The following is a 25038-nucleotide window of genomic DNA, read 5'->3' as shown; positions in this document are numbered from 1 at the left end:
TTCGGTTTACCGTTCTACTGGACAACCAGTAAGTACTGCCCATGCACTGCACCGTTATAGTTTTGGATTCTGAGGGAGAAATACACGTCCCCAGGGGTAAGGAAACTGTTTTCCAGAGAAATCTCCCCCTGATCGTTCGTGACACGCTGCACCTCGCTGCCATTATCAATCGAACAAAACACAGTGATTCCCTGCAATGGCCGCTGATCCCGTATCGACTCGACTTTCGCCGTCACCCGCATCCACTCGAATTTGTCGACCGGATTTTTATTGGCGGTGATCGATGAAAACCTGGCCAGCTCCGCTGGCGCAGGGTCCACCCTGAACAACAACGATGCCCCATCCCAACCAACCTCCCCACCACGTACCGCCACACTCAACAGCGTGTCCCCCGGCTCCCCAAGCCTGAAGCGCACGATGGCCCTGCCCTCGGCATCGGTGGACGTAGGGGCAAGCCTTGCACCTTCATACTCCCACATCACCTCGACGGCACTGAGGGGTTGTCCGGTGAGGGCCGACACGATGACCACCTGGGCCTCGACCTCTTCCCCCGGATAACCGCTGGCACTGGCGCTGGTCAGGGATTTGACCTCGCGTGGCTCGTTGACCTGGTAGGTCAGTGACACCGATTCCGAGTACAACTCATCCCCCACCTTTGCCGTCAACACCCCGGCCCCGGCGGTCTTCGGTTTGAACCGCAGCTTGGCCACACCATAAAAATCGGTCCGGCTTTCGACGACGTCCTGCCCCGGAATATTCCACGTCACTGTCTGCCCCACTACCGGCCTGCCGCTGATGGCTGAAACCACGGTCACCCGCTCATACAATACCTGCCCCCAGTCGAGCGTCTGTAGCGCACTGCCGACAAAGCTGATTTTCAACACCTGCGAACCCACGCCCAACGAGAAGGCATTGGCCGGTGACAGCCGCGATAACTTCGTCGCGGCCAGGCGCAATGCAAAACTGCCGTCGCGCAGGTCATCGCACTTGAAGTCATAGACCAGGCCCTCCGAGGAAAACCAGCGAGGCACGCCAAGGGTCGCATTGGAAAACATCAAGCCCAGGGCCGTCGGGCCGGTTCCCGTCATACCGAGCGTCAGGTCATGATCGAAAAGCGGACTGTCCTGTTCAACCAGCACCTCGATGCGGTGTTCGCCCTTGCGTCGCGGGAAGTATGTCCTGGTACCCCAAGGTTGCGCGGGCTGGCCGTCAAATTTGACCCTCAGGTCTTGCCACGGATCGCTCGGCAGCACGTTGACGGTCATGCTGCGGGTCTCGACAAAATCGTCATAGGGGCTCAACACACATGCCTCTACCTCATGGGGCTGGGCAACGGTCGGGGCCAGGGCAAATCCGGACCAACCCTCGGCATCGGTCAGCCGTTGCGCCGGGGTCATCCCCGTGGTCCAGGTCACCGGCACCTGGCCGACCGGTTTGCCGGTCACCGCCGAGAACACCTGCAACCACATCCAGGCGCTGTCCTGGGACACGACCGGGGTCACCGCCGACTCGCGCATTGCCGTGATCGTGAGTTTGTGATCGCCCAGGTCCATGGCGCTGGCCTCAGTCGACCTGTTGAGCTGGGGTAATTCCAGCGCCAGCGCGAATTGGCCACGTTTATCACTGGCGGTGAAATCCAGGTTCCACCGAGCGCCCCCGTCGTCGATGACCTGCGCGACAGTCAGTTCGGGCTCGACGGTGGCATTGAGCTCACCCGCCGAAATCCCCGACCATTTCAATCGTGCCGACAGGCCAACCAACGGACTCAGCGCGTTGGGCAAGATGTTCAAGCGATGATGCGCGCCCAGACACGGATAAAAGGTCTGGCCGCCGATCAGTGCCGAAATCTGATCAAGGACCATCCGCGCTTCATCGGCGAGGTCCTGGGACAACAGGCGCCCCGACAGTGAACGGGTTTGCGCCAGCCCGGTGCTGCTCAGCAGCCACTCGAACAACCCGCTGCTACTGGTGCCGGCCACCGAACGGATGGGCCATTCCCAGCCACCGGCCGCAGTGGCCGTTGGCGTACCGATGGTCAGCCCCAGGCCCGGCTCTTGAGCGCTGAAAGCCAACGTCATGGGTTTGCCCTGGATCGGGCTGCCGGCCGTCGGCGTCACTCGAAAGACGTGCGACGTGCCACGCTGACAAGCCACCCCGACCACGGCCAGATCGACCTCGACGTTGTCCAGCTGAAACGTCGCCTGCCCTTTCCACTGGCTGGTCGCCACCGCGGTCACCGCAAACGGGTGTTCGACCGGTTGCATGTGTTCATGGGCCCTGACCCTGGCCGTAACCGTGTAATTGCCGGCCTGGCGCGGCGTATCCAGCACGCTGGCCCAGCCGCCGGCACCGGATACGGTCGAAACCGTACCGTTGGGTCCCTCCCACTCAACCAGTGCATTAACGACCGGATCACCGTTGTCGCTGACCAGCACATGCACCACTTGCACCCTGAGCAGCACACTTTCCTGTTCATCGACGATCGGTGACTTGTTCGCTTCACGCACTTTCCCGATCTTGACCAGGTTGCGCGCCAGCGACATCGGCTTGCCACTGGAAGTATGCAATAGCTTCGAACAACCCAACACGAGCTCGAATTTGCCATCCAGACGATCTTCGCAACTGAGTATCCACTCAAGCTCGACACCCACCACCGGCACCCACTGTTCAAGTTCCGGACTGACACGCACCCCGAACCGGTCCGGCGAATCGCCTTCCCAGTGCAACGACAGATCTGTGCCACACAATGGGCTGTCAACCGGCAGCTTCAGCCGGACCGGATAATCAGAGCCACGATTGGGGTAACCGGTTTTTTCGTTCCAGGGCGCTTCACTGCCCTCGATGACCGCAAGCACTCCTTTCCACGGATCCGTCGCCAGTACCTTAACGGTCAGCGTTTGGGTGATCTGCCCTGCGGCGTAATACAGGCTCTCGACCGAGGCCGTGATCGAGTGCAGGCCAGCCGTCGCCGGCTGAAAATCCCAATACGCCCAACCCTGCTCATCGGTCAGCACGGCCCCCAATACGCCCTGACCTTCAAGGGTCCAGTTCACGGTTCGCCCGTCGAGGAACTGTCCGGTGTAATACGACGCCACCCGGACCCCGAGCCGCACGCTCTGGGAGCGTTCAAGTACCGGAAAGTAAGCGGCTTCCAGCAGGTCACGAAACACCAGCCGGTGATGCCCGAACGACACGCTGACCGGGTAAGGTTCAGCGGTGAATTGATTGACCAGGCTCATGGAGAAACTCATTGGCTGGTCACTGACGGTCACCGGGCAATTGAGGCTCCAGGCCTGACCCGGCAGTTTGTTAACCCCCCATTCCGGTGTCGCGACAATCCTGCCGTCCGGGTTGTCGTCACTGGTCAATGCGGCCTGGGTATCGCCCCATGGGTTACCCGGTTGCGCGATAAAGTCAAACCGGTGGGCGTCAATATCCACCGCCCCTTGGCACACATACAGCACGCGATCAGGTGGCAAAACCTCGTCATCGAGTGTCAGCTGTTGCAGCACCAAAGGCTCCAGATACACATCGATCCTGATCGCGGTGATGCAAATCTGCGATGAATCGTCACCGGGCTGATTGGCGGGGCTGAACACGCTGACGCGAATCACGTCGTCCTTCTTGAGGGGTAACGTCAGTTCCTCCCGATAGTGGGTGGGGATGAGATCCAGCGGCAGTCCCGCGTCCAGACGCGCCTGATCCGCCACCGGATCACGGGCATTGCCACGCGGCAGCAGAATCACCTGTTCATCCGGGCTGCCGAGCAGCGCGACGACCATCCGGCCCGGCTCGCTGTGCCGTGTCTCGCAGAGGAAACTCAGGAAATAACAGGCTTCGGCCCGTAGCGCCGTGGGCACTTTCATGTCCTGGCTGACCGACGCCCCCTTCTGGGCGGTCAGGTACGGGATTCGCTCCCCCTCGTACCAATCGACGTTGATACTGAGCCAATTCCTGTTGACCGGGCCCCTGACCCAGTCATCGAATTGCTCGAGGAAATCACCGTTACGCAGCAGGCTCTCATTGGCCAGAATGACGGGCTCACGCATGATCGCCTGCTCCTTTGTCGATGCGCAGTTGTGCGCGTGATTCAGCCGCATTGACCAGCTCTTCGACTTTGCGCCTGAAGGTCTGATCACCCACCTTGCTGGTGTAGCGAACCTCCACGATGACGTCCGTCAGCGATGCCAGCATGGCCTGTTGCGGTGCCTTGCCCGGCCATGGGCAATTGAGCGTCCAGCGCGAAACCGCCCCGGTGCATTCAAAGGGGTTGAGCAAACCTTCGTCGGGTTTGCGGGCCGTCATGCCCGCGTCGGCAATGCCCACCGACAAGCCGATCTGCTGGCCACTGCGCAGGTTGAACTGCACATCGACCGGGGCTACAGCTCCATCGGGCTGGTGCAAATATTCCACCGAACGCGCCGACGGCCTGGTGGCGGTCATGCTGGTGATTTGCAGCAACGTGGCTTTGACATTTTCGAACGGCCCCGCCACCACCGGGCAATAGACGTCTATCGCGCTGATCTGCCGGCAGTAGTGTCCGGGATAGTCGCGATCAAACAGCAACTGCGTGAACCGGAACTCCAGGCTGCCCTTTTGCTGAAGCTCGATCACGGCAGATTGCCAACTACTGAAACCGAGCTGCGGATCGACAGGGTCATCGAAGAGTTGGCGCAGCGAGATCGTCCTGATCAACTCCAGGCGTCGTTCAAAACGTTGCAGGTATTCACTCTTCATGCGCGTCAAATAGGCATGCCAGTGATTCCCCGACATCAGGCCATGACGGTTGTCCTGCCAGACCTGCGGCAACGGCAGTTGCGAGTCATAGTCACCGGTTTCTGCACTCAATGACGCTTGGGCGCTGAGGCACAAACTGACCACCGCGTCATACGCTTGATAGTGCAGCGCCTTGGCCTGGCCCAGCAGCCAGCCGAACAGTTCGGCGTTGGTAAAGCGCTTCTTCATGAAGTTGTACAGCTTCAATGTCTGGCTGTTGGCCTTCAGCGTTTGTTCCAGGTTGGTTTTGGCGGCGGTCACCGCATGGCTCTGCGCGGTGATTTGCTCATCGATCGCACGCACTTCCGCCAGCGCCTGATCCCGTTGCAAGCCCCAGTCCTCGCGCCGACGGCGGTAGGCTTCGGTGGTCGCCTTTTTTTCCGCGTCCATTTGCAGCAGATCGGCACCGAGGTCCAGGCCGTAGACGATGGCATCGGCCAGTTTTTCCCCGCGATGTCCCCCGTTGGCCATGCCGAAAATATTCGGCAGCGAAGCAATCACCGCGCCGGCCCCCTTGATCGCCTTGGCCGAGATGCTCATCTGTTTGGCCAACTGCAGCGTGTCCATGACGTCGTATTCAACGGCGGTGATATTTTCGTCATAGCGTGCCGCATAGGCCGCTGCCCGTTCTTGCGCCAGCGTCCGGCTCTGCCCCAGCGCGGTCACATTCGCCTCCAGCTGGGCAATCGCCTGTTCCTGCGCGCTTTGCGCATATGCACCAAGCTCCACCAAATGGTTTTGCTGCATCTCCTCCATTTCGGCACGGTCCCGTTGCTCAAGCAGCCTCAGCACCTGATTGCCGTATTCCTGCAACGTCTGCACGGCACCCATCGCCGCGTCGTGAAACACCGACCAGCGAAAGGCCCCAACGTACAATTGCCCGCCCATTGGCCGGGGCGAACCGACACCCCCGGCCAACTGATCGCGCAACAATTGATTGGGGTCCGTTGGCGGGCTGAATAGCGGGATTTGCAGCGGCTTGCCATCGAGGGTCAGGTTATTGCGCAGGTTGTACAAACGCCTGCCGGGCAGCTCGAACATGGCGAGCAACTGTTCGTTGATCGGCTGGACAAAAGGCTCGTTGGCCAACAGACCGAGCAAGGGCGGCTGCTTGGCCTTGACCGGCAGTTTGCCCAGGTCGACGACCAGGTTTTGCTCGAAAGCCTCCAGCTCCGGGCGCGAGGAAGCCTGGTGCAGCAGGTCTGCGACTGTGGTCGTCTGCCAACGGTTGACCGCGTTGAACGACGGCGCCTTGCCCATCAGGAATTCGGCCTGGACGTAACACAACTTCGCCGCCGCCAGGCTGTCGCGTGTCAGTTGGCGGTAATACCAGTCACCCCAGGCAATCAGGTTGTTGACGTATTCGATAAAGATGCACTTGCGCAAATGGACCGGCGCCGAATAGCCGATGGCATCCGGATCGGTCGGTGCAAGCGCCTCATAGCCCGGGTTGGCGAATGTATCGTCGAGGCGCGGCCGCAATGGCCCGCAACGCCAGTAAAGCGGTTTGGCCGGTGTGGTGGTCGAATCTGGCAGTGCCAGGGGATCAAACAGGTAGTGCAACCATTTCTGGGCTTCCAGATAACGATCTTCGGCGCGAAGACGGGACGCCACCAAATGGGGCAGATGAAAAAACATCTCCCAGAAAAACAGACCATTGGCGCCGTCAAACGGGCCGTTTTCTTCTTCGATAGGGTCCGAGGCCGGGTTCGGCTCCTTGAGAAACTGAGTCTCCCAATCCAGCACCGCATCGATGGAAATGTTGCCGCGCTGCACCAGTTCAGGTCCGAACAACGAGTTGAGGCGTACGTGTTTGAGCGTGAACCCTGGCTGGTTGAGCGCCAGAAACTGCGCATCATTGGCTTCGGGTTTCTCCAGCCGCGGCGCGGCAAAGGATTGCAAAGCTGGCGCCGTTACCACGTATTTTTTGCGTCCGGCACCGGCGGCCGTGGTTTCCCCGAACGTGAAGGACGTGGCGGTGGTAAATGAACCGGCGGGCCGTTTCACCCCCATCAAAGCAGTGTGCCAGTCTCCCCTGGTGGGCCGGTTTTCTTTGATTGGGGCAGGGTCGCCCCCAGACGGACTGGCCATCGTCAGATCGAAATCCCGCTGAGGAGGCGTGTTAGCCACGGTGTTCTTGTCACACCCACCCCTGACGACGAGAACATCCTGCCCGTCCGGATTGCGCAGCACCACAGCCTGAAACGAGTAGTAAGCGGTCAGGTTACCGGGCGGGTCGGTCGCCTCCACGATAGTCAGAGGGCTCTGATGCAGCAGCGGATGTTGCAAGGTATCGCGGCTGACAAAACGAAAACTGGCCAAAGCTTCCAGAACAAAGCCGTCCGATTCAAGCGTGCGCAGCAGCACATTGCGCCACAGGTAAACATCGACCGGGTTGGCGGGTGCGGCTTCACCGACAGGCGCACGGTTGGTCAGCAACACCCCCAATTTGCCCTTGGGATGATCCGCATCCACCCACACCGTCGCGATCAGCCGGGCTCCTTGGGAAACATCATTCGCGGGCTCGGACTTGTGCAGGACAAACGGTGCCGACCAGTGACCGTTCTGCATCATGAATGCCAGATTGATCACCAGTTGATTCGGCGCATATTCACCCCCGTCTTTACTTTTCACCTCTGGACGCCACTCGGCCCAGACCAGGCATAAACGCCCGCCCCAGAACACTGGCCGGGCATCCAGCACCTGTTCGGCGACCGGCACCTCGATCGCTTGCCATTCACCCCACGCCGCCGGGTTGATGGCATCACTGGTGGCTTCCAGTTCAACCTCGGCCTTGCGCCAGAAGTATTGATACGGCGCCACCCGCTGCCGGCCGATAAAGTAATAATCCGCGCTGGCCGCCGAAGCACCGTCGATGTAGCCACTGATCACGTCCAGGTTGCAGGTCTGCTCTAAGGCTTGCAGGTACTCCTGCAACGCCAGTTGCACCGAATCCGTGCTCAACCGGGTTTGATTCAGATTGTTCTCCAGGGCTTTGAACAGGCTGGTCTTGCGCTGCCGCACCTCGGGGAGCATGAATTTTTCCGGGTAAAGGGTGATCTGCTGCACCGCCGCCCAATCGGGGTAATTGCTGTAAAGCTCCCAGTCCTCCAGATCCCGTGTCGGGAATTGCTTCGTCTCATAACCCGGCTCGAGCTTGCGATAGGCCGCATGAATGAACTGTTGGGCACAACCGGTCGCTTCGGCAACCCAGGAGCTCTGTACCGGGTAACTGTCCAGCGGGTCCATGCGCAGCAGTTCGAACAAATCCGCCGGGGTTCTCAGGAAGTCGAATTCGGGATTGGCCCCGGTCTTTTTGACTTGCCCGATGCAAAACTCGACCAGCGCCGTACGACGCTGTTCAAGCAAACCCGCAATCTGCTTACTATCCATGACCCGTTCTCCTGCGCAATGAACCGGTGGCGCACACGCGCGCCTGCCCGTCGTCGGTTTTCAATCAGGTTGAGCAAAGGTGATGCGCTCAAACGTGGTTTGATTTTCGCTGGCCTGGCTCAACGCACTGACCACAAATGTTCCGCCCGTGGGGCTTGAAACAAACACCCGGGAGTAGCCTTCCCGGTCGGTGAAAGTCGAGCCGGGCCGAATAATCAGCATCGGCTGCGCGGGGGAACCGCCCACCGGCGAACTGTTCCAGGTCACGAGCATGCCTTGGCCATAATTGTTGTAGCGGTCCTTGAGCATGGCGTAGAGCTCGACTTCTTGACCTACCGGCACCGTGCCCAGCGGCACCGGTGACTTGTACCCGGCCGGAAATTCCAGCGATGTGTAATCGGCGATGACTTCAATGCGCGGAGCGTGATGTTTCTCGTGCAGGTCCAGCCAGAAGAGTGGCGTATCCGTGCCCATGACCTTGCCGGGGCGATACTCCGCCCTCGCCACGCCATTAACCCCGGTAGCGACCGTTTCAACACGACCCAGGCTGGCTTGCCAGTACACCTTGACCCCGCTCAACGGATTGTTCCCAAGGTCGGTGAGGGTCACCGTGAAAGTGGCTTTCTCGTCGGCCTTGCCCGCCACTACCTGGGAGTTGTCCACGACACAGGTCAGTTTCACCGTCTGTTCCTGAGCGTCGTCCGGGGTGGCAATCAGCGGCGCAGCAACGTCCGACAGACTCAGCAACGCATGCCGGGCAGCCTCGTCATAGACGGGTTTATTCAGGCTCCCGGGAAGCGTGCCCAGCATGAAAATGGTCTGGGCATCCATACCGCTGCGCTTCGCCAGCACCCGGACGCGCATCAGCAGATCCAAGTGCCGCAGGTTGCGGATGATCTGCTGATCGTCGACCCGGCTGGCGCACTCGCGAACGTCCTGAACGCTCCAGCCAAAAAAAGCCGCCAGGCGAATGGCCGACACCCGTCGCGCCAGCTCCGTGGCATCACCGCCGAGGGGGTCCGGCAAAACGTGGACCTCGCGCAGATAGTCCAGCAACCTGGATTGCGCCTGGTCGCTCATCGCAAATGCCCGGGTAAGAACCGTCAGGTAATACAGCGTGCTCAACGTAAACGCGTATTTATCTTCCTGCCCTAGCCAGGCCTTGTAGCCATAGTCCAGATAGTCCCTGAGCAGGTCGGCACTCAATTCCAGTTCCACGACCACCGCACTGCGCCTGCGCAAATCGGCCAACAGAATGAGCAAAGGATCAGCGTCGTCCTCGGGTGGCTGGTGCAAAGTGGCGGTCTCGAGGCCCTCCGTGCGGTCAAGTACCTGACGCAGCAATTGATGAACCGAGAGATTCGACCACTCGAGTACCGCAGGCACCAGGCCCGACTCAAGGCCCGCGTACACCGCCACGCTCTCCTTGACCACCGAAGCCTGCACCCCCCGGGCCTGCAACAGCACTGCGAGCATTTTTTCGACGATGGCAGCCTGTTCCACCGCATCGCCGTCTCCCAGGCCATCCCTGACCGCGATCTCCAGTCGCAGGCGGGCAAACGCCGGATACTCGGCCTCGATGATCCCCTGCGGACTCAACACCAAACCATCGCTGTCCACCACAGAACCCAGCAGATCCAGCCAGTCGAGACCGCCCGCCAGCGGCGGTACAGTCGCCGCGAGCAACAGGGCGTTGGAAAACAGCGCGCCAGAAATCAAATTGCGCACCTGGCCGAACAACTGCAAATCATCGGCGGAAGCGGCGGCCGTACCCACCGGCGGCGCCACTTGCTGCAACATCCACAGCACCGGCAAATCACTCCCCTTGCACCACGCCACACACGCCTGCAGGGCCACGATAATGTTCAGCACATCGGGCGGGCCCTGGACCGGGTCCTTATTGATTGTTGGCGTTCCGGCCAGGGCATTGAGCCAGGGCTCGCCGCCCAATAGCAGCAACATCAGAACCCCTTCAGCCGGGGTGATCTGCAACAGCCTGGAGAGTTTCACCAACCGGAAGAAACTCGAGATGATCGACGGCGTACGCGCCAACATATCGGTACGTCCGTGGGCTTGAGTAATCGCCAGCGCCAGATATTGGTAGGTGCGCAGGTCGATGCTCAGGCCATTACAGAGCTGACTGATGGTCAGCGATGGCTGACCCGCCGGCGGCAGTGCGGCAAATTCGCCGTCATCCAGCCGCAACGGCTCGCGAATGTCCCCTTGGGCGTTAAAGACGCGATCAAACTGCGACAGCTCTTCGCCGCGACCATAAACAGACATATTGCCAATAAACGCCGCGAAGTCCTCGGCCATACAGCCATGGTGCTCGCGCAACAATTGAAACAGGCCCAAGGCCTGCACGGTGTTTTCCGATATCAACAGCCCAGGCGCCGTGCCTTCGGCCCGGATGGCCGCCATCAGCAACGCATCCACCTGCTCCGGTGGCTGTTGCAGCCAGTTGTCCAGGCGCAGCTTGCGATTCATGCGGTCGTAGCGGACGGGTTTGTTCACATCCTCCGTCAACCGGTGAGTGATCGCCCCTCCACCCTCGGGAATAAGAATATCGATGGGCGTTGCCCCGCCGCCATTGAGGTAAACCGAACCTGAATCCAGACCATTCGCTGGCGCCGCCGGTGGGTTGCCTGAAGGACGGAAATTGGCCGAACGTACCGGCGCAAAGCTTTGAATCGACAACAACGCTTCAAGCCCCAAGGTGTCGAGTTTGGTCCGTTCACAAAAAAACGGCACCTGATTCAGGTTTTGCCAAGAGATGTCATTGGTGCCGAAGCTGCGTTGGTAAAACAGTGTTCTTTCAACAGTGTTCTCGCTGGACCACAGCGCCTCAGTCAACATTTGCCGTTGATAAGGCCCCAACCGGGACGCATGCAGCAGCGCCCGCCCGGCATGACTGGCCCAGGCATTGGGTTGCAGAAAATACGGAAAAGAGAGGTCCGCCTGATGCGCGAAATCGCCAACCGACAAGCCATTTTTCCCGGCGACAAAATCGATTGTTGCCCAACTCTGGTAATAGGGCAGCCCGTTGGGGTAGCGGGCCTGGATCATCGCGTCTTCGAGGTCCGTGATGTGGCTGGCGTGCGCTTTGATAAAGGTTTCCAGCACCGGCACGATGATGTCCACCGAGGACACCGCCTGATGCACCGCGTTGTAGTCGATGACCAACTGGGCAAGGTCGGTACGCCGCGCCATCAATGGTTTTTTTGTCGTGTCGCCCACAGGCTCGATGCGCGTTGGAATCCACCGCAGCAATTCGATCAGGTAGGCGACGGGAGAGAACCAGGACTCCAGGGCATCCGGCGGGCACTTCGATTCGAAGTCGTTGGGGAATAGCCTGCCGTAACTCGGTCCCGGGACCAGAGACAACAGCCCGCTCGCGGGTTGCCACGACGGGGTGTTTTCGCCTGCCAGGCGCTGCTCGATAAACTGGCGCCGCACATGGATCGCCAAGGCGTTGGCCCGCCCCAGGTACGCCTGGGCATCACTGACACTCAGGCCAAAATCGCGCACCAACCCCGTCACGCCCTTCTCCACCAACGGGAACACCGACCCGCCCGCTTCGAGGTAGGCATTCAAGTCAGCATATTTTTCGCGCTGGTCTTCTTCACTGAACACCTGCTCAAACAGTTGCAGAGAGGGTGAAACCCTGGAGTCCGTCATGGCCTGTCTCCTTGTGCGACTTCGAAACGTTCGCTTTCGACCGAGTCCGAGGGCGTGGTGGGCCTGGGCGAGTCAACGATAGTTTGCTGAAACCTGACCCAATTCCCGCCCTGGGGCAGTGGCGTATTCGCCGTGCCTTGCCAGCGGCCGCCAGGCACCCCAATGTTTACCTGCCACTTCAGGTCCGGGTTGAACCAGCTCGACACGCTGCCTGAACCCGACAGCCCTGTGCCTGCGAACCCCACCGGATGAGTCACCCATTGCCCTGGCGCGGGGGCAGTGATCCCTGGCAGATAGGTGCCGAGCTGGATTTCCCGGCGCGCTGATGCGCCGGAGTTGAACGCCTGGCGCCACTGCACGGCGATCAACGCGGTATTGCCGCTTGAATGAGTCAGGTTCACGACAACCGACCAGGTGCGATCGTCCAGCACCAGGCCGCGTGCCAGCTCTTCCAGCGGTGTATGGGCAAACGCCACCGCCACCCGGTCGCCCGGATAGCCGAACCCGGACACCACCGTGCGCCGTCCGACCAATTCGTTAGCGGCCGGGGTTTCGATATACGGCGCGGCGGGCACCACGCGAACGGTCTGGGGCGGGCTGTCCCTGGAGAGTTTGTTGTCGAAGATTTGTGTGGCCCAAAGGGTCTGGTGGCCAATATCCAGAGTCACATTGCCTTCCCAATGCCCGTCGCTGCGCACCGGCAAGCCGCTAAGCACGGGCTGCGCCTGCCCTTGCAGCCAGACATCCACCACGGCGCCCGGCATGCCGGTGCCCGAGATCGTCGCCGTGCGCGGCAGGTCACCGCCCGGTGCCGGCACCTGGATATCCGGTGGCAGCACGACCACTTTGAACGTGTGCATGTCACTGCGCTCGGACGCCTGGACACCGAGTGTCTGTTGCGCGTCAATGGTGTACTCGCGGAACTCCAGCCCTGCCAGGGCGATGTCCCAGTCACCGTCACGGGTCAACGGTTTGGCCGGCCCCAGGGGCAACTGAAATTGTGCGTCGCGCAGTTGCATCGTCGCCCCGGCGACACCCTGGGTGCCCCGCACCGTCAAATCCCTTCCCACTTCGGGGGCAGGCGGCGGTGTAATCACCGGTTGATGCAGCGTTTTGAAAACCGAGAAGGTCCGTTGCGTGGGCGGCGATTTCAGGGTGGCAGCGGTCTGGGTCACGGTCACCGTGTGCACGACATCCGCGGCAAACGGCGTTGTGCGTCTATAGGTCCAGGTGCCATTGGTCACGACCGCTCTGTTGACGGTAGCGTTATCGCTGAAGACCAGATTGACCTCCGCCCCCGGCCAACAAGTTCCCGAGAGCGTGGGCGACATCTCGTTGTCCACCAGACTGGTGATGACGGGCGCGAGTGGCGTGATGGTCACTGAAATCTCGACCCAGTTCGCCGATTCCTGCCCGCCCAGTCGTTGCTTCAAGTGGACCAGTTGCTTGAGCGTCGGCCCCCACACCTGTGCAGATTTGCTCGACCATCGACCGTTCACCACCGTGGCATCCGGTGCAGCCTCGGCCCCGCCCTGCTTTTTGATCAGCACGGTAGCGCCGGTGTAGCCGTTGCCGGAAAACGTGGGCGTGTAGTCCGCCACGGAATATGTCACATCGGTCGGATCGGGCATCGCCCAGGTGAAGGTGAACTGATACGGCAGCGAAGAGATCCAGCCACCGGCGCCGTCGGACACTTTTTGGGTGGCCGAGAAGGTATAACTACCCGGGGTCCAGTTCGTGACAGTGGTCTGCCAGTTCCCGGTTGCGACTGGCGCGGGCGGCACGGGTGGTGAGCCTGGTCCGCTGACGTAGGAGAACTCGACGGTGGCCCCGTTGAAGCCGTTACCGGAAAGCCTCACCTGTTGATTGGGCAGAGGAGTCACAGTGACGGTAGTGAGTTTTTGCGGGCGGATCTTGAACAGGATCGGGGCGCTTCGCTCGGAAGTCACGCCCGCCTGACTTTGCTCGGCTACCAATCCCGCAGGACCCGGCGGTAGAGTGACCGTCCCCGACCAGGTCGCACCGGTAAGCACACCGCTTTGCCCCACCTTCGTGGTGCTGCGGTCAATGTAGATGTTAACAATGGAACCCGATAAACCATTGGCGCCAGTCAGATTAAAGGTCGTTTCCTGTTCACTGGCAGCGGTGGTCAGCGTGGGAATACCTAACACTTTGAACGTCAGCGCAGGTGAATAACCATGGGGCACACCCGTCATCTGGTACTGCGCCTCGACCGTCAAGACACCGCTGGATCGCAGCGGTGATGCTTTGGCGCGGGCTTCCCATGCCCGGCTTGCAGCGACAGTCGTGCTTTCGCTGATTGCGTCATAGTGGTTAGCTGCGTTGACCACAGTGATTGTCGATGTTGGATGCCCTGTGCCTTTGAAGACGATTTGATGACTGGCGACGATCTGGTTGGCCGTCGGTGCAGTGATGACGGGCCTGCGAAAGTACACAATTGTTGTTTCTGCGCTCATCAACCCGTACTGAGTTCCGAGGACCCACTGCCAGGCCACTATCCGATTATCGCCCTCCAGTAAATTGAAATTGACTCGTAAACTCCATCCCCCGTTCGGGGGGATCAACATGTCAGTGCTTATAACGGTGTCCACCTCACCACTGGACCTGAGCCGATATAACTGGACATACGTGCCCGGCTGGCCACTGCCTGAAAGAACGGGGTTGGGGTCATAGCTGATGGAACTACTGGGTGGGGTAATGCGTGCCGGCCACATCACGTAAAACCGCCCGGAGTAATACCAGTAAGACCAGACGCTGGTGCGATACCTGTAGTGGATGTAGCACTCACCTTCAGGCAGGAGCTGTCTAACGCTCACCTCAAACGGTTTTTTGGTGATGTCTGCTGTCTGGCTGAACATAAACCCGTGCCGCACACTGTAATAGTGCACCTCCACAGAACGGTCGCCATCGCTTTGTCCGTCAGGCCCGACGACCAGAAATAACTCTTGAGCAATGGCGCGTCCGGTCACGGGATTCTTTAGTGGCCGAAGCTGGGGATCCGTTTCAGCTAACTGTTCGACTGGCGGCTCGGCCTCGTCTGGTTGGTCCGACATTTTCAGGCTCTCCAACGTGGGCTTGTTTGCCTTTTCGTTGAAGCCATTTAAATCCGGGTATTGCCTGCTCCGATACCTGTAAAAACTGACAGTTCAGACGAATGGTCCTACGGATTTTTCCCACGCTTTTTGAGGCCTACAAAGCCTTGCGCCATTGCCTACAGCTACGCCAGAATCGGCCGGCTTGTGCACTTTTGGCCTGCCCCGTAACTTGATCCGTGTCGCTGATTGGCAGCGATCGGGTTTAGTCGCCCGGGAGGTTCATGGAAATTGCACTTGTTCCACCAGACGGTCGGGATGTCCCTATCCCCCTTCCTGAACGTTATGGTGGCTGTGCACAGGGCGCCCTCGGGCGCGCCGGTTTTCGTGAACCTCCCGGTCGACTAACCTGTGTACAGCCGCCACCCTTCGTTTAGTCGCGAGTCGGTGGCAGCTCTATCCAGAGGTCACAACTATGTTCAAAGCAACACCCAATCCGCCGAAAACGGACTCGTTTTCGGCCACCCTCGATGCAAAGAAATTCCGCGAGGCGGCCGACCGCGCCCTCGATCACTACCTCAAACCCAATTCTCACCACTTGCACGCGCCAAAGGATCGAGCCATGCAGATGTTCACCGTCTCCCCCAAAGCCAATCCCCAGGCCATTACCATCCAGACCTACGAAACCTTTTCTTCGGTCAACATCCTGCTGCTCGACCTGGCCGAAAGCCTGGAAGACAAGCCACGGCACCTGGCGATGGCGATTTATCAGTTGAGTGAGATGGGGTTGTTGCTGGTGGAGAAGACGCTTGCGAGTGAGCCGGCGGTAACTGGGGTCTAGCCTTTAGATTTGAGTTGTTTCTACTGACGCCATCGCGAGCAAGCTCGCTCCCACAGGGGATCGGGGCTGGTCACACAGGTTGTGATCAACACAAACCACTGTGGGAGCGAGCTTGCTCGCGATGGCAATAGTAGCAACACCACACCCCTCAGGCCGAAGCAGGCAACGGCTGGAAACTGAAGTATTGGCGCAATGCACTCACCAGTTGCCCATACTCCGGCGGTGCCCGTTGCAGGCTGAACCCGGCGTCGTAGTGGTGAGGGGTCGCGTCTTCATGGCACCACAAACAACGGGCCCGCAAGTCGATGACCTGCATGCAGCCATCACCGGCGGGGATTTTCAGGCGCAAATCGAAGTCAGCGCCAATCATCATCGGCAACTGGCTGATGAGCATCATCCCGTCTTCTGAAACATTGCCCAGAAAACCAATGGGTTTGTCGGTGACGCTGTTGAACACTTTCAGAAAATACGGCAGTTGATGCCGCTCGATCCGGCGGTCGGTAAACATGCTGAATTCGCTACGCAAGGCTCTTAAGCAGAGCCGCACTAATGCTTCGGAACGGGCCTTCTGCTCTTTATACAGGCAGGATGGGCACGCTCTCCCCGCTTCCGGTGTGACAGTCCATGCAAGCCGCCGCCACGTCTACCGCTGCCAGTCGCAGGTGTTACGTCGGTTTAAAGGCAAGGCTCTAAAACCGGTTTATTCGACTATAGCTCACCCTATACAGCCAGGCAGACTTTGTATGAGATCTATCATCAGAAGCGAGTCGGCCGCACCACCGCTGCTGCGCTACGAGTCGGATAGTGGCCCAGCGACTCCAAAGTCTCCAGCCGCGCACGGGCACGGTAGGCGTATTCACTTTGCGGGTACGACGCGATGATGTACTGGTAGGTTTGCGCAGCGTCGATAAACAGCTTCTGCCGTTCCAGGCACTGACCGCGCATCATCGACACTTCCGGTCGCACATAAGGCCGGGCACGGCTGGCGCGATCGACCTTGGACAGTTCGAGCATCACCTGCTCGCAATTGCCCCGGTCATAGGCGCTGTAGGCGTTATTCAAATGATGGTTCATCGACCAACGGGTGCAGCCCGTGACACTGAGGGCACTGATGGCAAGGGCGGCAATGAGCACGAATCGCATGGGGGTTCTCCTGTCTTGAGCTCTGTATCGACCCGTTGGCGGAAATCTTCAGGAATGTTCGTTTAAAGAAAGAAACGAATAAGTAGTGCACATGAACAATGACTACAACCAGAGAGCATAGTAGCCTCACTCAGCGCTTGAACTCAGGAGTCTATGCATGTCCGTCCGTCGCACCAAAATCGTCGCTACCCTTGGCCCGGCCAGTAACTCGCCGGAAGTTCTCGAACAGCTGATTCTGGCTGGCCTGGACGTCGCCCGCCTGAACTTCTCCCACGGCACCCCCGACGAGCACAAGGCTCGCGCGAAGCTGGTGCGTGACCTCGCCGCAAAGCACGGCCGCTTCGTTGCCCTGCTGGGCGACCTGCAAGGTCCGAAAATCCGTATCGCCAAATTCGCCGGCAAGAAGATCGAGCTGAAGATCGGTGACCAGTTCACCTTCTCCACCAGCCATCCGCTGACCGAAGGCAACCAGCAAGTGGTCGGCATCGACTACCCGGACCTGGTCAAGGACTGCGGCGTAGGCGACGAGCTGCTGCTCGACGACGGCCGCGTGGTCATGCGCGTCGATACCGCCACCGCCACCGAACTGAATTGCACCGTACTGATCGGCGGTCCGCTGTCGGACCACAAAGGCATCAACCGTCGCGGCGGTGGCCTGACCGCTCCAGCCCTGACTGAAAAAGACAAGGCCGACATCAAGCTCGCCGCCGAGATGGAAGTCGACTACCTCGCCGTGTCCTTCCCGCGCGACGCCGCCGACATGGAATACGCCCGTCAACTGCGCGACGAGGCCGGCGGTACTGCCTGGCTGGTGGCGAAGATTGAACGCGCCGAAGCCGTGGCCGACGACGACACCCTCGATGCGCTGATCAAGGCGTCCGATGCGGTGATGGTTGCCCGTGGTGACCTGGGCGTGGAAATCGGCGACGCCGAGCTGGTGGGCATCCAGAAGAAAATCATTCTGCACGCACGCCGCCATAACAAAGCTGTAATCGTCGCGACCCAGATGATGGAGTCGATGATCCAGAACCCGATGCCGACCCGCGCCGAAGTCTCTGACGTGGCCAACGCCGTGCTCGACTACACCGACGCCGTGATGCTCTCGGCCGAAAGTGCTGCCGGCCTGTACCCGCTGGAAGCCGTGCAAGCGATGGCGCGTATCTGCGTCGGCGCTGAAAAGCACCCGACCAGCAAGACCTCCAGCCACCGTATCGGCAAGGTCTTCGAAAGCTGCGATCAGTCCATCGCCCTCGCGGCCATGTACACCGCCAACCACTTCCCGGGCGTGAAGGCGATCATCGCCTTGACCGAAAGTGGCTACACGCCGCTGATCATGTCGCGCATCCGTTCCTCGGTGCCGATCTACGCGTTCTCCCCGCACCGCGAAACCCAGGCCCGCGCGGCCATGTTCCGTGGCGTCTACACCGTACCGTTCGACCCGGCATCGCTGCCGCCTGAGCAAGTCAGCCAGGCCGCAGTGGACGAGTTGCTCAAGCGCGGCGTAGTCGAGCAAGGCGACTGGGTCATCCTGACCAAGGGCGACAGCTACCACACCATCGGCGGCACCAACGGCATGAAAATCCTGCACGTTGGCGACCCGATGGTCTGAGTGACAGACCGCTGAAACGCAAAAGCCCCGCCATGTGAATGGCGGGGCTTTTTTTCGTCCGCGATTCGGGAAAATCGCGAAATCGGGAGCCTGTCTACTGTCAGGTTTGACAGTAGACGGGCCCCGGGCCGGGGCGCTGAATACGGATCTCGAGAGAAGGAGCAGGACCATGAGCCCCAATAACACCGCTGGTAAACCCGATCGTTCATTTGGTGAAAATGGCGTCGTCGACCTGAACCCCGCCGGCGACAGCGACTGGCAAACCAGCGCCGTTAGCACTGGCAGTAACGACAGCAGCTTCGTCGCCTTGCACAAGGGGTCCGACTTCGTCTTGACCAAACGCCTGGGTCACGGCGGCCCCAACCTCGCGTTCGGTGGCGATGGATCCGGCTATGCGACCTGGCAATTTCAAAGCAACGCTGACCGCAACATTCCCGAACAGATTCACCTGATCGCGGATGGCAGGATTCTGGTGATTGGCGATTGCATGCCACTGGGCAGCAATTTTCGGCATTTCGTCGGCCTCGCACGCTTCAACGCCAATGGTGAACCCGACCTCGATTTTGGCACTGAAGGTCGCACCGTCATCCGGTTCAAGGACATGGACAGCGGTCACCCGTTTGGCCATGTCACCAGTGCCCCGCAGCCGGATGGCAAGATCCTGGTGGCGATCTCAAGCGATAACGACACGCGACTGGCCCGTCTCACTCGCGAAGGTCACCTGGACGATTCGTTTGGCACCCAGGGTTTCGTGGATGTCAGCGGCCCGACAGCCAATGTCGACATCTACGGCATCCTTGTGCAGAACGTCACCGGCAGCCCGGGCGATTTCAAAATCGTCGTCGGTGGTACCGCTGACCCGCGAGAGCGCAGTTTCGGTTTCGCCGCGCGTTACAACGCACAGGGTCAACTTGACGATGGCAACGAAGGTCGCGAGCTCTTCGGCGAGCAGGGATATGCGCTGCTGGTGATCGAAGGCAAGCGCACGCATATTCGCGCGGTCATTCAGGACGCCCGCCAGAACATTTACCTGACCGGCGGCTATCCAGCGATTGAGCAGTCGCCTGCGGTGCTGGGATCTTTTACCGTGGATGGAAAAACCAACCCGGACTTCAATCAGGGTCATGGCCCGGTGTTGACCACCGTACCGTATGCAGGCATTCAATGGTTAGATGCCGTGGCGACCCGAGAACGCCTTAATGTACTGGGCTATGCCACCAACTCTTTTTCGGAGCCCGTCATTGAGGACATCAGCCTAGGGCGATTTACCCTCAGCGGTGATCGTGATGAGGAGTTTGGTGAAGAAGACTATTTCGCTACCACCCCGACGTTCCAGGACTCCGGAAAGATAGCCGTACAACCCGATGGGCGTTTGCTGCTCATCCATCATCAGTGGTTTCGGCGGTTCCTGGCATAAAGTGTTGTCTGGGCTGCCGTCTTCGCGGGCAAGCCTCGCTCCTACAGTGGATCTTCAGCGTTCACATAACCCTGTAGGAGCGAGGCTCGCCCGCGAAGAGGCCAGCCGCATCACCGCACATTCAATGCCGATTGATAAACCCCGACAACGCCGCCATCGCTTCCGGCGAGCGCAGCCGCTGGGTGAACAACGCGCCCTCTTCTTCGATGACCTTGCGGAGCAATTCCCGATCCGGGGCTTTCATCAATTGCTTGCTGATGCGCACCGCTTCGGTCGGCAACGCTTCAAACTTCAACGCCATCTCCCGCGCCTTGGCCAGTGCCGCTTCGCCACTGCCCAACGCTTCGGTGGCAATCCCCCACGCCGCTGCTTGTTCTCCCGTGAAACCTTCGCCGAGTAACAGCAACTCCGCCGCTTTGGCTTGGCCGAGCAAACGCGGCAGGATCAGGCTGGAGCCAAACTCCGGGCATAACCCGAGATTGACGAACGGCATGCGCAACCGCGCATCGCGGCTGACGTAGACCAGATCACAATGCAGCAACAGCGTGGTGCCAATCCCCACCGCCGCACCGGCCACGGCGGCGATTACCGGTTTGCTGAATTCGAGCAGGTTGAGCATGAAGTGAAACACCGGGCTGTCGAGGCTGCTCGGTGGTTGCTGGATGAAGTCAGCGATGTCGTTGCCGGCGGTGAAGCATTCGCTGCTGCCAGTGATCAGCACGGCATTGATTTCCGGGTCGCTGTCGGCCTGCTTCAGCGCTTCGGCCAAGCGGCTGTACATCGCGCGGGTCAGGGCGTTTTTCTTGTCCGGGCGATTGAGGCGCAACGTCAGCAGACCGCGCTCGCGTTCAAGTTGGATGGCTTCGGTCATGGGCAATCTCGCGTGGTTAAACGATCAGCGCTCAACCACGCGGCAGGAACACGTCGGCCAGCAGTTGATTGCGCGGCAGCCCCGCCAGGTACAGGCGCCTGGCAAAGGCGTCGACACTGTCGGGGGCACCGCAGAGTAAGGCCAGGGTTTGCCGGGAGACAAGCCGCAGTTGCGCCAACGCCTGCGGCAACTCGGCCGGTGTCCAGAGTTCGACCGTGAGGTTTTCCCGGCCCACGGCCATGGCTTGCAGGGGTTTGGCCAGGTAATGCTCGCTGGCGTCATGGGCCAGGTGAATGACGCGGATAGCGCCCTGGTGATCCTGGCGCAAGGCTTCGCGCAAGATACCGAACAACGGGCCCAGACCGGTGCCGGCCGCCATCAGCCACAACGGTCGGGTGTGCCAGTCGGCGTCGTAATGCAGCGCACCGCCGCGCAATTCGCCGAGGCGGATTGAATCGCCAATTTGCAACTGGCGCGCTGCGTCACTGAATTCGCCGGGCTGGCGGCAATCGAGGTGAAACTCCAGGAAGCGGTCTTCGTCCGGCAGGCTGGCCAGGGAATACGGCCGCGCCACGTTGCCAGCCCATAACACCAAATGCTGGCCGGCGCCGTAGCGCAGCGGGCGTTGGGTGATCAGGCGCAGCCGCAATATGTTGGCGCTGAGCCAGTCGACAGCGGCAACTTCAGCCGGGCTTCCGTCCCGTTGCGGGTCGAAAGTGTGCACCTGCAAGTCCTCGACCACCGAACACTGGCAGGCCAGACGCCAGCCTTGCTGACGCTGTTCGGCACTCAAGGCATCGGGGCGACTGTCGTTGGGCAAGCCTTGCACGCATTGCACCAGGCACGCATGGCAACTACCGGCGCGGCAGCTATAAGGCACCGCCACGCCGTTCTGATTCAAGGCATCCAGCAGGTTGCTGCCCGCCGCCACCGACCATTGGCGTTCGCCGACCCGCAACTCAGGCATCGACGTTCTCCCAGGCGGCGGCGCAGCGATTACGGCCATCGCGCTTGGCGCGGTACAGCGCCTGGTCAGCACGTTGCAAGGCGTCGTCGAGGTCGTCGCCCAACTCCAGCAAGGTCATGCCGGCGGACAGGCTGAGGTTGCTCACGTCCAGGCCGAACAACTCGACATCGGTAAAGGCAATGCGCAGTCGCTCGCAACAGGACGTCAGGCGTTCGGCGTCACAGTAAGGCAGCAACACCACGAATTCTTCGCCGCCGTAACGGGCCAACACATCGCCCTCGCGCAGGCAGGCCGTGGCCACCCCGGCGAAGGCTTGCAGCACCTGATCGCCGGCGGCATGCCCGTGTACATCGTTGATGCGTTTGAAGTGATCAAGGTCGATCAGCGCCAGGCCGTGCACCACGCCAGGTTCCATGGCGTTGAGCTCGCGCGAGGCCAGGCGCAGGAAATGGCGGCGGTTGAACAGCCCGGTGAGTTCGTCGGTGGCAACCAGGTCTTCGAGCTGGCGCATCATCCCGCGCAGAGTGTCTTGGTGGGCCTGCAAGGCAAAGCGTCGCTGGCGCATAAGCTGGCGCGAGGCCTGGACGTAACGCGCGTAGAGCACCAGCCACACCAGCACGATAAACAGCACGCACACCTGTAACAACGACAGGGCCGGGTCGGACAACTGGAAATGGTAGCCCTCCCACAGCGTGATGGCGCTGAAACTGAAGAACACCAGCAACGCACACCGCACAAAGGCACGGCGTGACAGATGGAACAGGCCGAACAGCAGAATCAATATATAGAAGACCAGAAACGCGCCACGGGCCTCGTCCAGATGGGCGATCAGCCAGGTTTGCCAAGCGAGGCCCAGCAACACCTGAACTTCGGTCAGGCTGGGGTCGGCAAAACGCAGGTTGCAACCGCTGTAGAACACCGCGAACAACGCCGCCTGACTGATGACCACCAACGCACTGCCGACGGCAACGCCGGCCAGGGGCACATCGTAGTGACCGGTGAAAAACGCCAGCCACAGCAGCAGCAATGCCAGGGCATAGGTGCCGGCCGCGAGGGCAAAACGTTTGAGCAACAGGCGCTGGATGGCGTTATGGGTCAATCGATGACTCACCGAAGGAAAAGAGGCTGAAAGAGAATCCTACTCTACAGGCCGATTGCCACTTTAGTGGCGCGACCGATAAATGACCATTCAATTTTGGAGCGGAAAAATGGCGTCAAAAGCATGGCCCTCTGTATGTCTGGGCAGGTATTCACAGCATGATATCGACCCCTCTCCCTAACCCTCTCCCCAAAGGGGCGAGGGGACTGATCGAGTTGTTCTTAGAGCTACATCGATCTGAAAATCCAGTCGAACTCAGGTTTGAACAGCATGAAGATCGGCCCCCTTTCACCCTCTCCCCTCTGGGGAGAGGGTTGGGGTGAGGGGTGGATCCCAGATATGGCAACCCGATCCCGTCAACGCCCACCCTATACGACCAACGATTGACTGTCGGCGGGTGTGCCCGGAACCGAGGCGCGTTATACTGCCGCGCCTTTTTAGCGTCGCGCCAGCAGCCCCGGCGTGCCTTGTAAAGGTGCTTGCAACCGACCGATGCACCCAAGCTGCAAGCACCTTATTGAATGTTCCCGTCTTTTAGAGGAGCGCGACTCATGACCGTGATCAAGCAAGACGACCTGATTCAGAGCGTTGCCGACGCCCTGCAGTTCATTTCTTATTACCACCCCGTGGATTTCATCCAGGCGATGCACGAAGCCTACCTGCGCGAAGAATCGCCAGCGGCCCGTGACTCGATGGCGCAGATCCTGATCAACTCGCGCATGTGCGCCACCGGCCACCGCCCGATCTGCCAGGACACCGGCATCGTTACCGTGTTTGTCCGTGTGGGCATGGACGTGCGTTGGGATGGCGCCACCATGAGCCTGGACGACATGATCAACCAAGGCGTGCGCCAGGCTTACAACCTGCCGGAAAACGTCCTGCGTGCCTCGATCCTCGCCGACCCGGCGGGCGCTCGTAAAAACACCAAGGACAACACCCCGGCCGTGATCCACTACTCCATCGTTCCGGGTAACACCGTGGAAGTGGACGTGGCGGCGAAGGGCGGCGGTTCCGAGAACAAGTCGAAAATGGCCATGCTCAACCCGTCCGACTCGATCGTCGACTGGGTTCTGAAGACCGTTCCGACCATGGGTGCCGGCTGGTGCCCACCGGGCATGCTCGGCATCGGCATCGGCGGCACCGCCGAGAAAGCTGCGGTGATGGCCAAGGAAGTGTTGATGGAATCCATCGACATCCACGAGCTGAAAAAGCGCGGCCCGTCCAACCGTATCGAAGAGATGCGCCTGGAGCTGTTCGAGAAGGTCAACCAACTGGGCATCGGCGCCCAGGGCCTGGGTGGCCTGACCACCGTGCTCGACGTGAAGATCATGGATTACCCGACCCACGCCGCTTCGTTGCCGGTGTGCATGATCCCGAACTGCGCCGCCACCCGTCACGCGCACTTCGTGCTCGACGGTTCCGGCCCGGCCTCGCTGGAAGCGCCACCGCTGGACGCCTACCCGGAAATCGTCTGGGAAGCCGGCCCGTCGGCCCGTCGCGTCAACCTCGACACCCTGACCCCGGAAGACGTGCAGAGCTGGAAGCCGGGCGAAACTGTCCTGCTCAACGGCAAGATGCTCACCGGTCGCGACGCCGCGCACAAGCGCATGGTCGAGATGCTGAACAAGGGTGAAACCCTGCCGGTGGACCTGAAAGGTCGCTTCATCTACTACGTCGGCCCGGTTGATCCGGTGCGCGAAGAAGTAGTTGGGCCTGCCGGTCCGACCACCGCGACGCGGATGGACAAGTTCACCCGTCAGATCCTCGAACAAACCGGCCTGCTGGGCATGATCGGCAAATCCGAGCGCGGCCCGACCGCAATCGAAGCGATCAAGGACCACAAAGCCGTGTACCTGATGGCAGTTGGCGGTGCGGCTTACCTGGTAGCGCAAGCGATCAAGAAATCCCGCGTCGTGGCGTTCGCCGAACTGGGGATGGAAGCCATCTACGAGTTCGACGTGAAAGACATGCCGGTGACCGTTGCGGTTGATAGCAAGGGCGAGTCGGTACACATCACCGGTCCTGCCATCTGGCAGCAAAAGATCAGTGAAAGCCTGGCGGTAGAAGTGCAGTAAGCGCTTCCCCTTCCAGACACGGCCGGGTCATCTCCCCAGATGATCCGGCCGTTTTTTTGCAGGTCGATAAATCACCACAACCAACTGTGGGAGCGAGCCTGCTCGCGAAAGCGGTA

The 25038-nt window shown here is 60.3% G+C and carries 13 protein-coding genes; 4 read left to right on the top strand and 9 right to left on the bottom strand.

Going from position 1 to position 25038, the window contains the following annotated elements; translation table 11 throughout:
* Positions 1 to 14 precede the first annotated feature (14 nt).
* Genes ACIOYV_RS13830 through ACIOYV_RS13815 form a run of 4 tightly spaced genes read right to left on the bottom strand, consistent with a single transcriptional unit; the run spans position 15 to position 14921 of the window.
* Positions 15 to 4049: a hypothetical protein gene (locus ACIOYV_RS13830; protein ID WP_401324353.1), complete on the bottom strand. Its 4035-nt coding sequence runs from the start codon at positions 4047 to 4049 to the stop codon at positions 15 to 17.
* The gene (locus ACIOYV_RS13825; RefSeq protein ID WP_401324351.1) at positions 4042 to 8169 is read right to left on the bottom strand and encodes a neuraminidase-like domain-containing protein; all 4128 of its coding nucleotides are present in this window, start codon (positions 8167 to 8169) and stop codon (positions 4042 to 4044) included. Before ACIOYV_RS13825 ends, ACIOYV_RS13830 begins: the two co-directional genes overlap by 8 nt.
* A 60-nt stretch (positions 8170 to 8229) precedes the next feature.
* Complete coding sequence (locus ACIOYV_RS13820) at positions 8230 to 11847, bottom strand: Tc toxin subunit A (protein WP_401324350.1); 3618 nt, start codon at positions 11845 to 11847, stop codon at positions 8230 to 8232.
* Positions 11844 to 14921, bottom strand: a complete 3078-nt coding sequence (locus ACIOYV_RS13815; RefSeq protein ID WP_401324348.1) for a hypothetical protein — start codon at positions 14919 to 14921, stop codon at positions 11844 to 11846. The genes ACIOYV_RS13820 and ACIOYV_RS13815 overlap by 4 nt, the downstream gene beginning before the upstream one ends.
* A 454-nt stretch (positions 14922 to 15375) precedes the next feature.
* Here ACIOYV_RS13815 and ACIOYV_RS13810 point away from each other — a divergent pair, with 454 nt between their 5' ends.
* Positions 15376 to 15741 carry a DUF6124 family protein gene (locus ACIOYV_RS13810; protein WP_401324347.1) on the top strand — a complete coding sequence of 122 codons (366 nt, stop codon included), beginning with the start codon at positions 15376 to 15378 and terminating at the stop codon, positions 15739 to 15741.
* A gap of 148 nt (positions 15742 to 15889) precedes the next feature.
* Here the strand turns inward: ACIOYV_RS13810 and ACIOYV_RS13805 are convergent, their stop codons facing one another.
* On the bottom strand, positions 15890 to 16249 hold the full coding sequence (locus ACIOYV_RS13805) for a PilZ domain-containing protein (protein WP_163912508.1): 360 nt from the start codon (positions 16247 to 16249) through the stop codon (positions 15890 to 15892).
* Between the two features lie 248 nt (positions 16250 to 16497).
* The gene (locus ACIOYV_RS13800) at positions 16498 to 16884 is read right to left on the bottom strand and encodes a tol-pal system YbgF family protein (RefSeq protein WP_054045064.1); all 387 of its coding nucleotides are present in this window, start codon (positions 16882 to 16884) and stop codon (positions 16498 to 16500) included.
* A 157-nt stretch (positions 16885 to 17041) separates the two neighbouring features.
* On the opposite strand from ACIOYV_RS13800, the gene pyk reads away from it, so the two are divergent.
* On the top strand, positions 17042 to 18493 hold the full coding sequence (gene pyk, locus ACIOYV_RS13795) for a pyruvate kinase (protein WP_054045066.1): 1452 nt from the start codon (positions 17042 to 17044) through the stop codon (positions 18491 to 18493).
* A gap of 169 nt (positions 18494 to 18662) precedes the next feature.
* Entirely contained in the window at positions 18663 to 19910 is a 1248-nt protein-coding gene (locus tag ACIOYV_RS13790; protein ID WP_401324345.1) for a hypothetical protein, read from the top strand.
* A 121-nt stretch (positions 19911 to 20031) separates the two neighbouring features.
* Here the strand turns inward: ACIOYV_RS13790 and ACIOYV_RS13785 are convergent, their stop codons facing one another.
* The 3 genes from ACIOYV_RS13785 to ACIOYV_RS13775 are packed head-to-tail and all read right to left on the bottom strand — an operon-like array spanning position 20032 to position 22847.
* Positions 20032 to 20781 carry an enoyl-CoA hydratase-related protein gene (locus ACIOYV_RS13785; protein ID WP_401324343.1) on the bottom strand — a complete coding sequence of 250 codons (750 nt, stop codon included), beginning with the start codon at positions 20779 to 20781 and terminating at the stop codon, positions 20032 to 20034.
* 31 nt (positions 20782 to 20812) lie between these two features.
* Positions 20813 to 21748 (bottom strand): iron-sulfur-binding ferredoxin reductase, encoded by a 936-nt coding sequence (locus ACIOYV_RS13780; protein ID WP_401324341.1) that lies wholly within the window; start codon positions 21746 to 21748, stop codon positions 20813 to 20815.
* Positions 21741 to 22847: a diguanylate cyclase gene (locus ACIOYV_RS13775; RefSeq protein WP_163912503.1), complete on the bottom strand. Its 1107-nt coding sequence runs from the start codon at positions 22845 to 22847 to the stop codon at positions 21741 to 21743. The genes ACIOYV_RS13780 and ACIOYV_RS13775 overlap by 8 nt, the downstream gene beginning before the upstream one ends.
* Before the next feature lie 551 nt (positions 22848 to 23398).
* Between ACIOYV_RS13775 and ACIOYV_RS13770 the strand changes: the two genes are divergently transcribed.
* On the top strand, positions 23399 to 24922 hold the full coding sequence (locus tag ACIOYV_RS13770) for a fumarate hydratase (protein WP_054045073.1): 1524 nt from the start codon (positions 23399 to 23401) through the stop codon (positions 24920 to 24922).
* The last annotated feature ends 116 nt before the right edge of the window (positions 24923 to 25038 follow it).

The organism is Pseudomonas sp. NPDC087342 (genome assembly GCF_044744265.1).
In the GTDB taxonomy this organism is placed as follows: Bacteria; Pseudomonadota; Gammaproteobacteria; order Pseudomonadales; family Pseudomonadaceae; genus Aquipseudomonas; species Aquipseudomonas nunensis.
This window is presented reverse-complemented; position numbering and strand designations above follow the sequence as displayed.

Coding starts and splice junctions, on each gene's coding strand:
- ACIOYV_RS13830 (WP_401324353.1), bottom strand. CDS start 4,049: ATGCGTGAGCCCGTCATTCTGGCCAATGAGAGCCTGCTGCGTAACGGT.
- ACIOYV_RS13825 (WP_401324351.1), bottom strand. CDS start 8,169: ATGGATAGTAAGCAGATTGCGGGTTTGCTTGAACAGCGTCGTACGGCG.
- ACIOYV_RS13820 (WP_401324350.1), bottom strand. CDS start 11,847: ATGACGGACTCCAGGGTTTCACCCTCTCTGCAACTGTTTGAGCAGGTG.
- ACIOYV_RS13815 (WP_401324348.1), bottom strand. CDS start 14,921: ATGTCGGACCAACCAGACGAGGCCGAGCCGCCAGTCGAACAGTTAGCT.
- ACIOYV_RS13810 (WP_401324347.1), top strand. CDS start 15,376: ATGTTCAAAGCAACACCCAATCCGCCGAAAACGGACTCGTTTTCGGCC.
- ACIOYV_RS13805 (WP_163912508.1), bottom strand. CDS start 16,249: ATGTTTACCGACCGCCGGATCGAGCGGCATCAACTGCCGTATTTTCTG.
- ACIOYV_RS13800 (WP_054045064.1), bottom strand. CDS start 16,884: ATGCGATTCGTGCTCATTGCCGCCCTTGCCATCAGTGCCCTCAGTGTC.
- pyk (WP_054045066.1), top strand. CDS start 17,042: ATGTCCGTCCGTCGCACCAAAATCGTCGCTACCCTTGGCCCGGCCAGT.
- ACIOYV_RS13790 (WP_401324345.1), top strand. CDS start 18,663: ATGAGCCCCAATAACACCGCTGGTAAACCCGATCGTTCATTTGGTGAA.
- ACIOYV_RS13785 (WP_401324343.1), bottom strand. CDS start 20,781: ATGACCGAAGCCATCCAACTTGAACGCGAGCGCGGTCTGCTGACGTTG.
- ACIOYV_RS13780 (WP_401324341.1), bottom strand. CDS start 21,748: ATGCCTGAGTTGCGGGTCGGCGAACGCCAATGGTCGGTGGCGGCGGGC.
- ACIOYV_RS13770 (WP_054045073.1), top strand. CDS start 23,399: ATGACCGTGATCAAGCAAGACGACCTGATTCAGAGCGTTGCCGACGCC.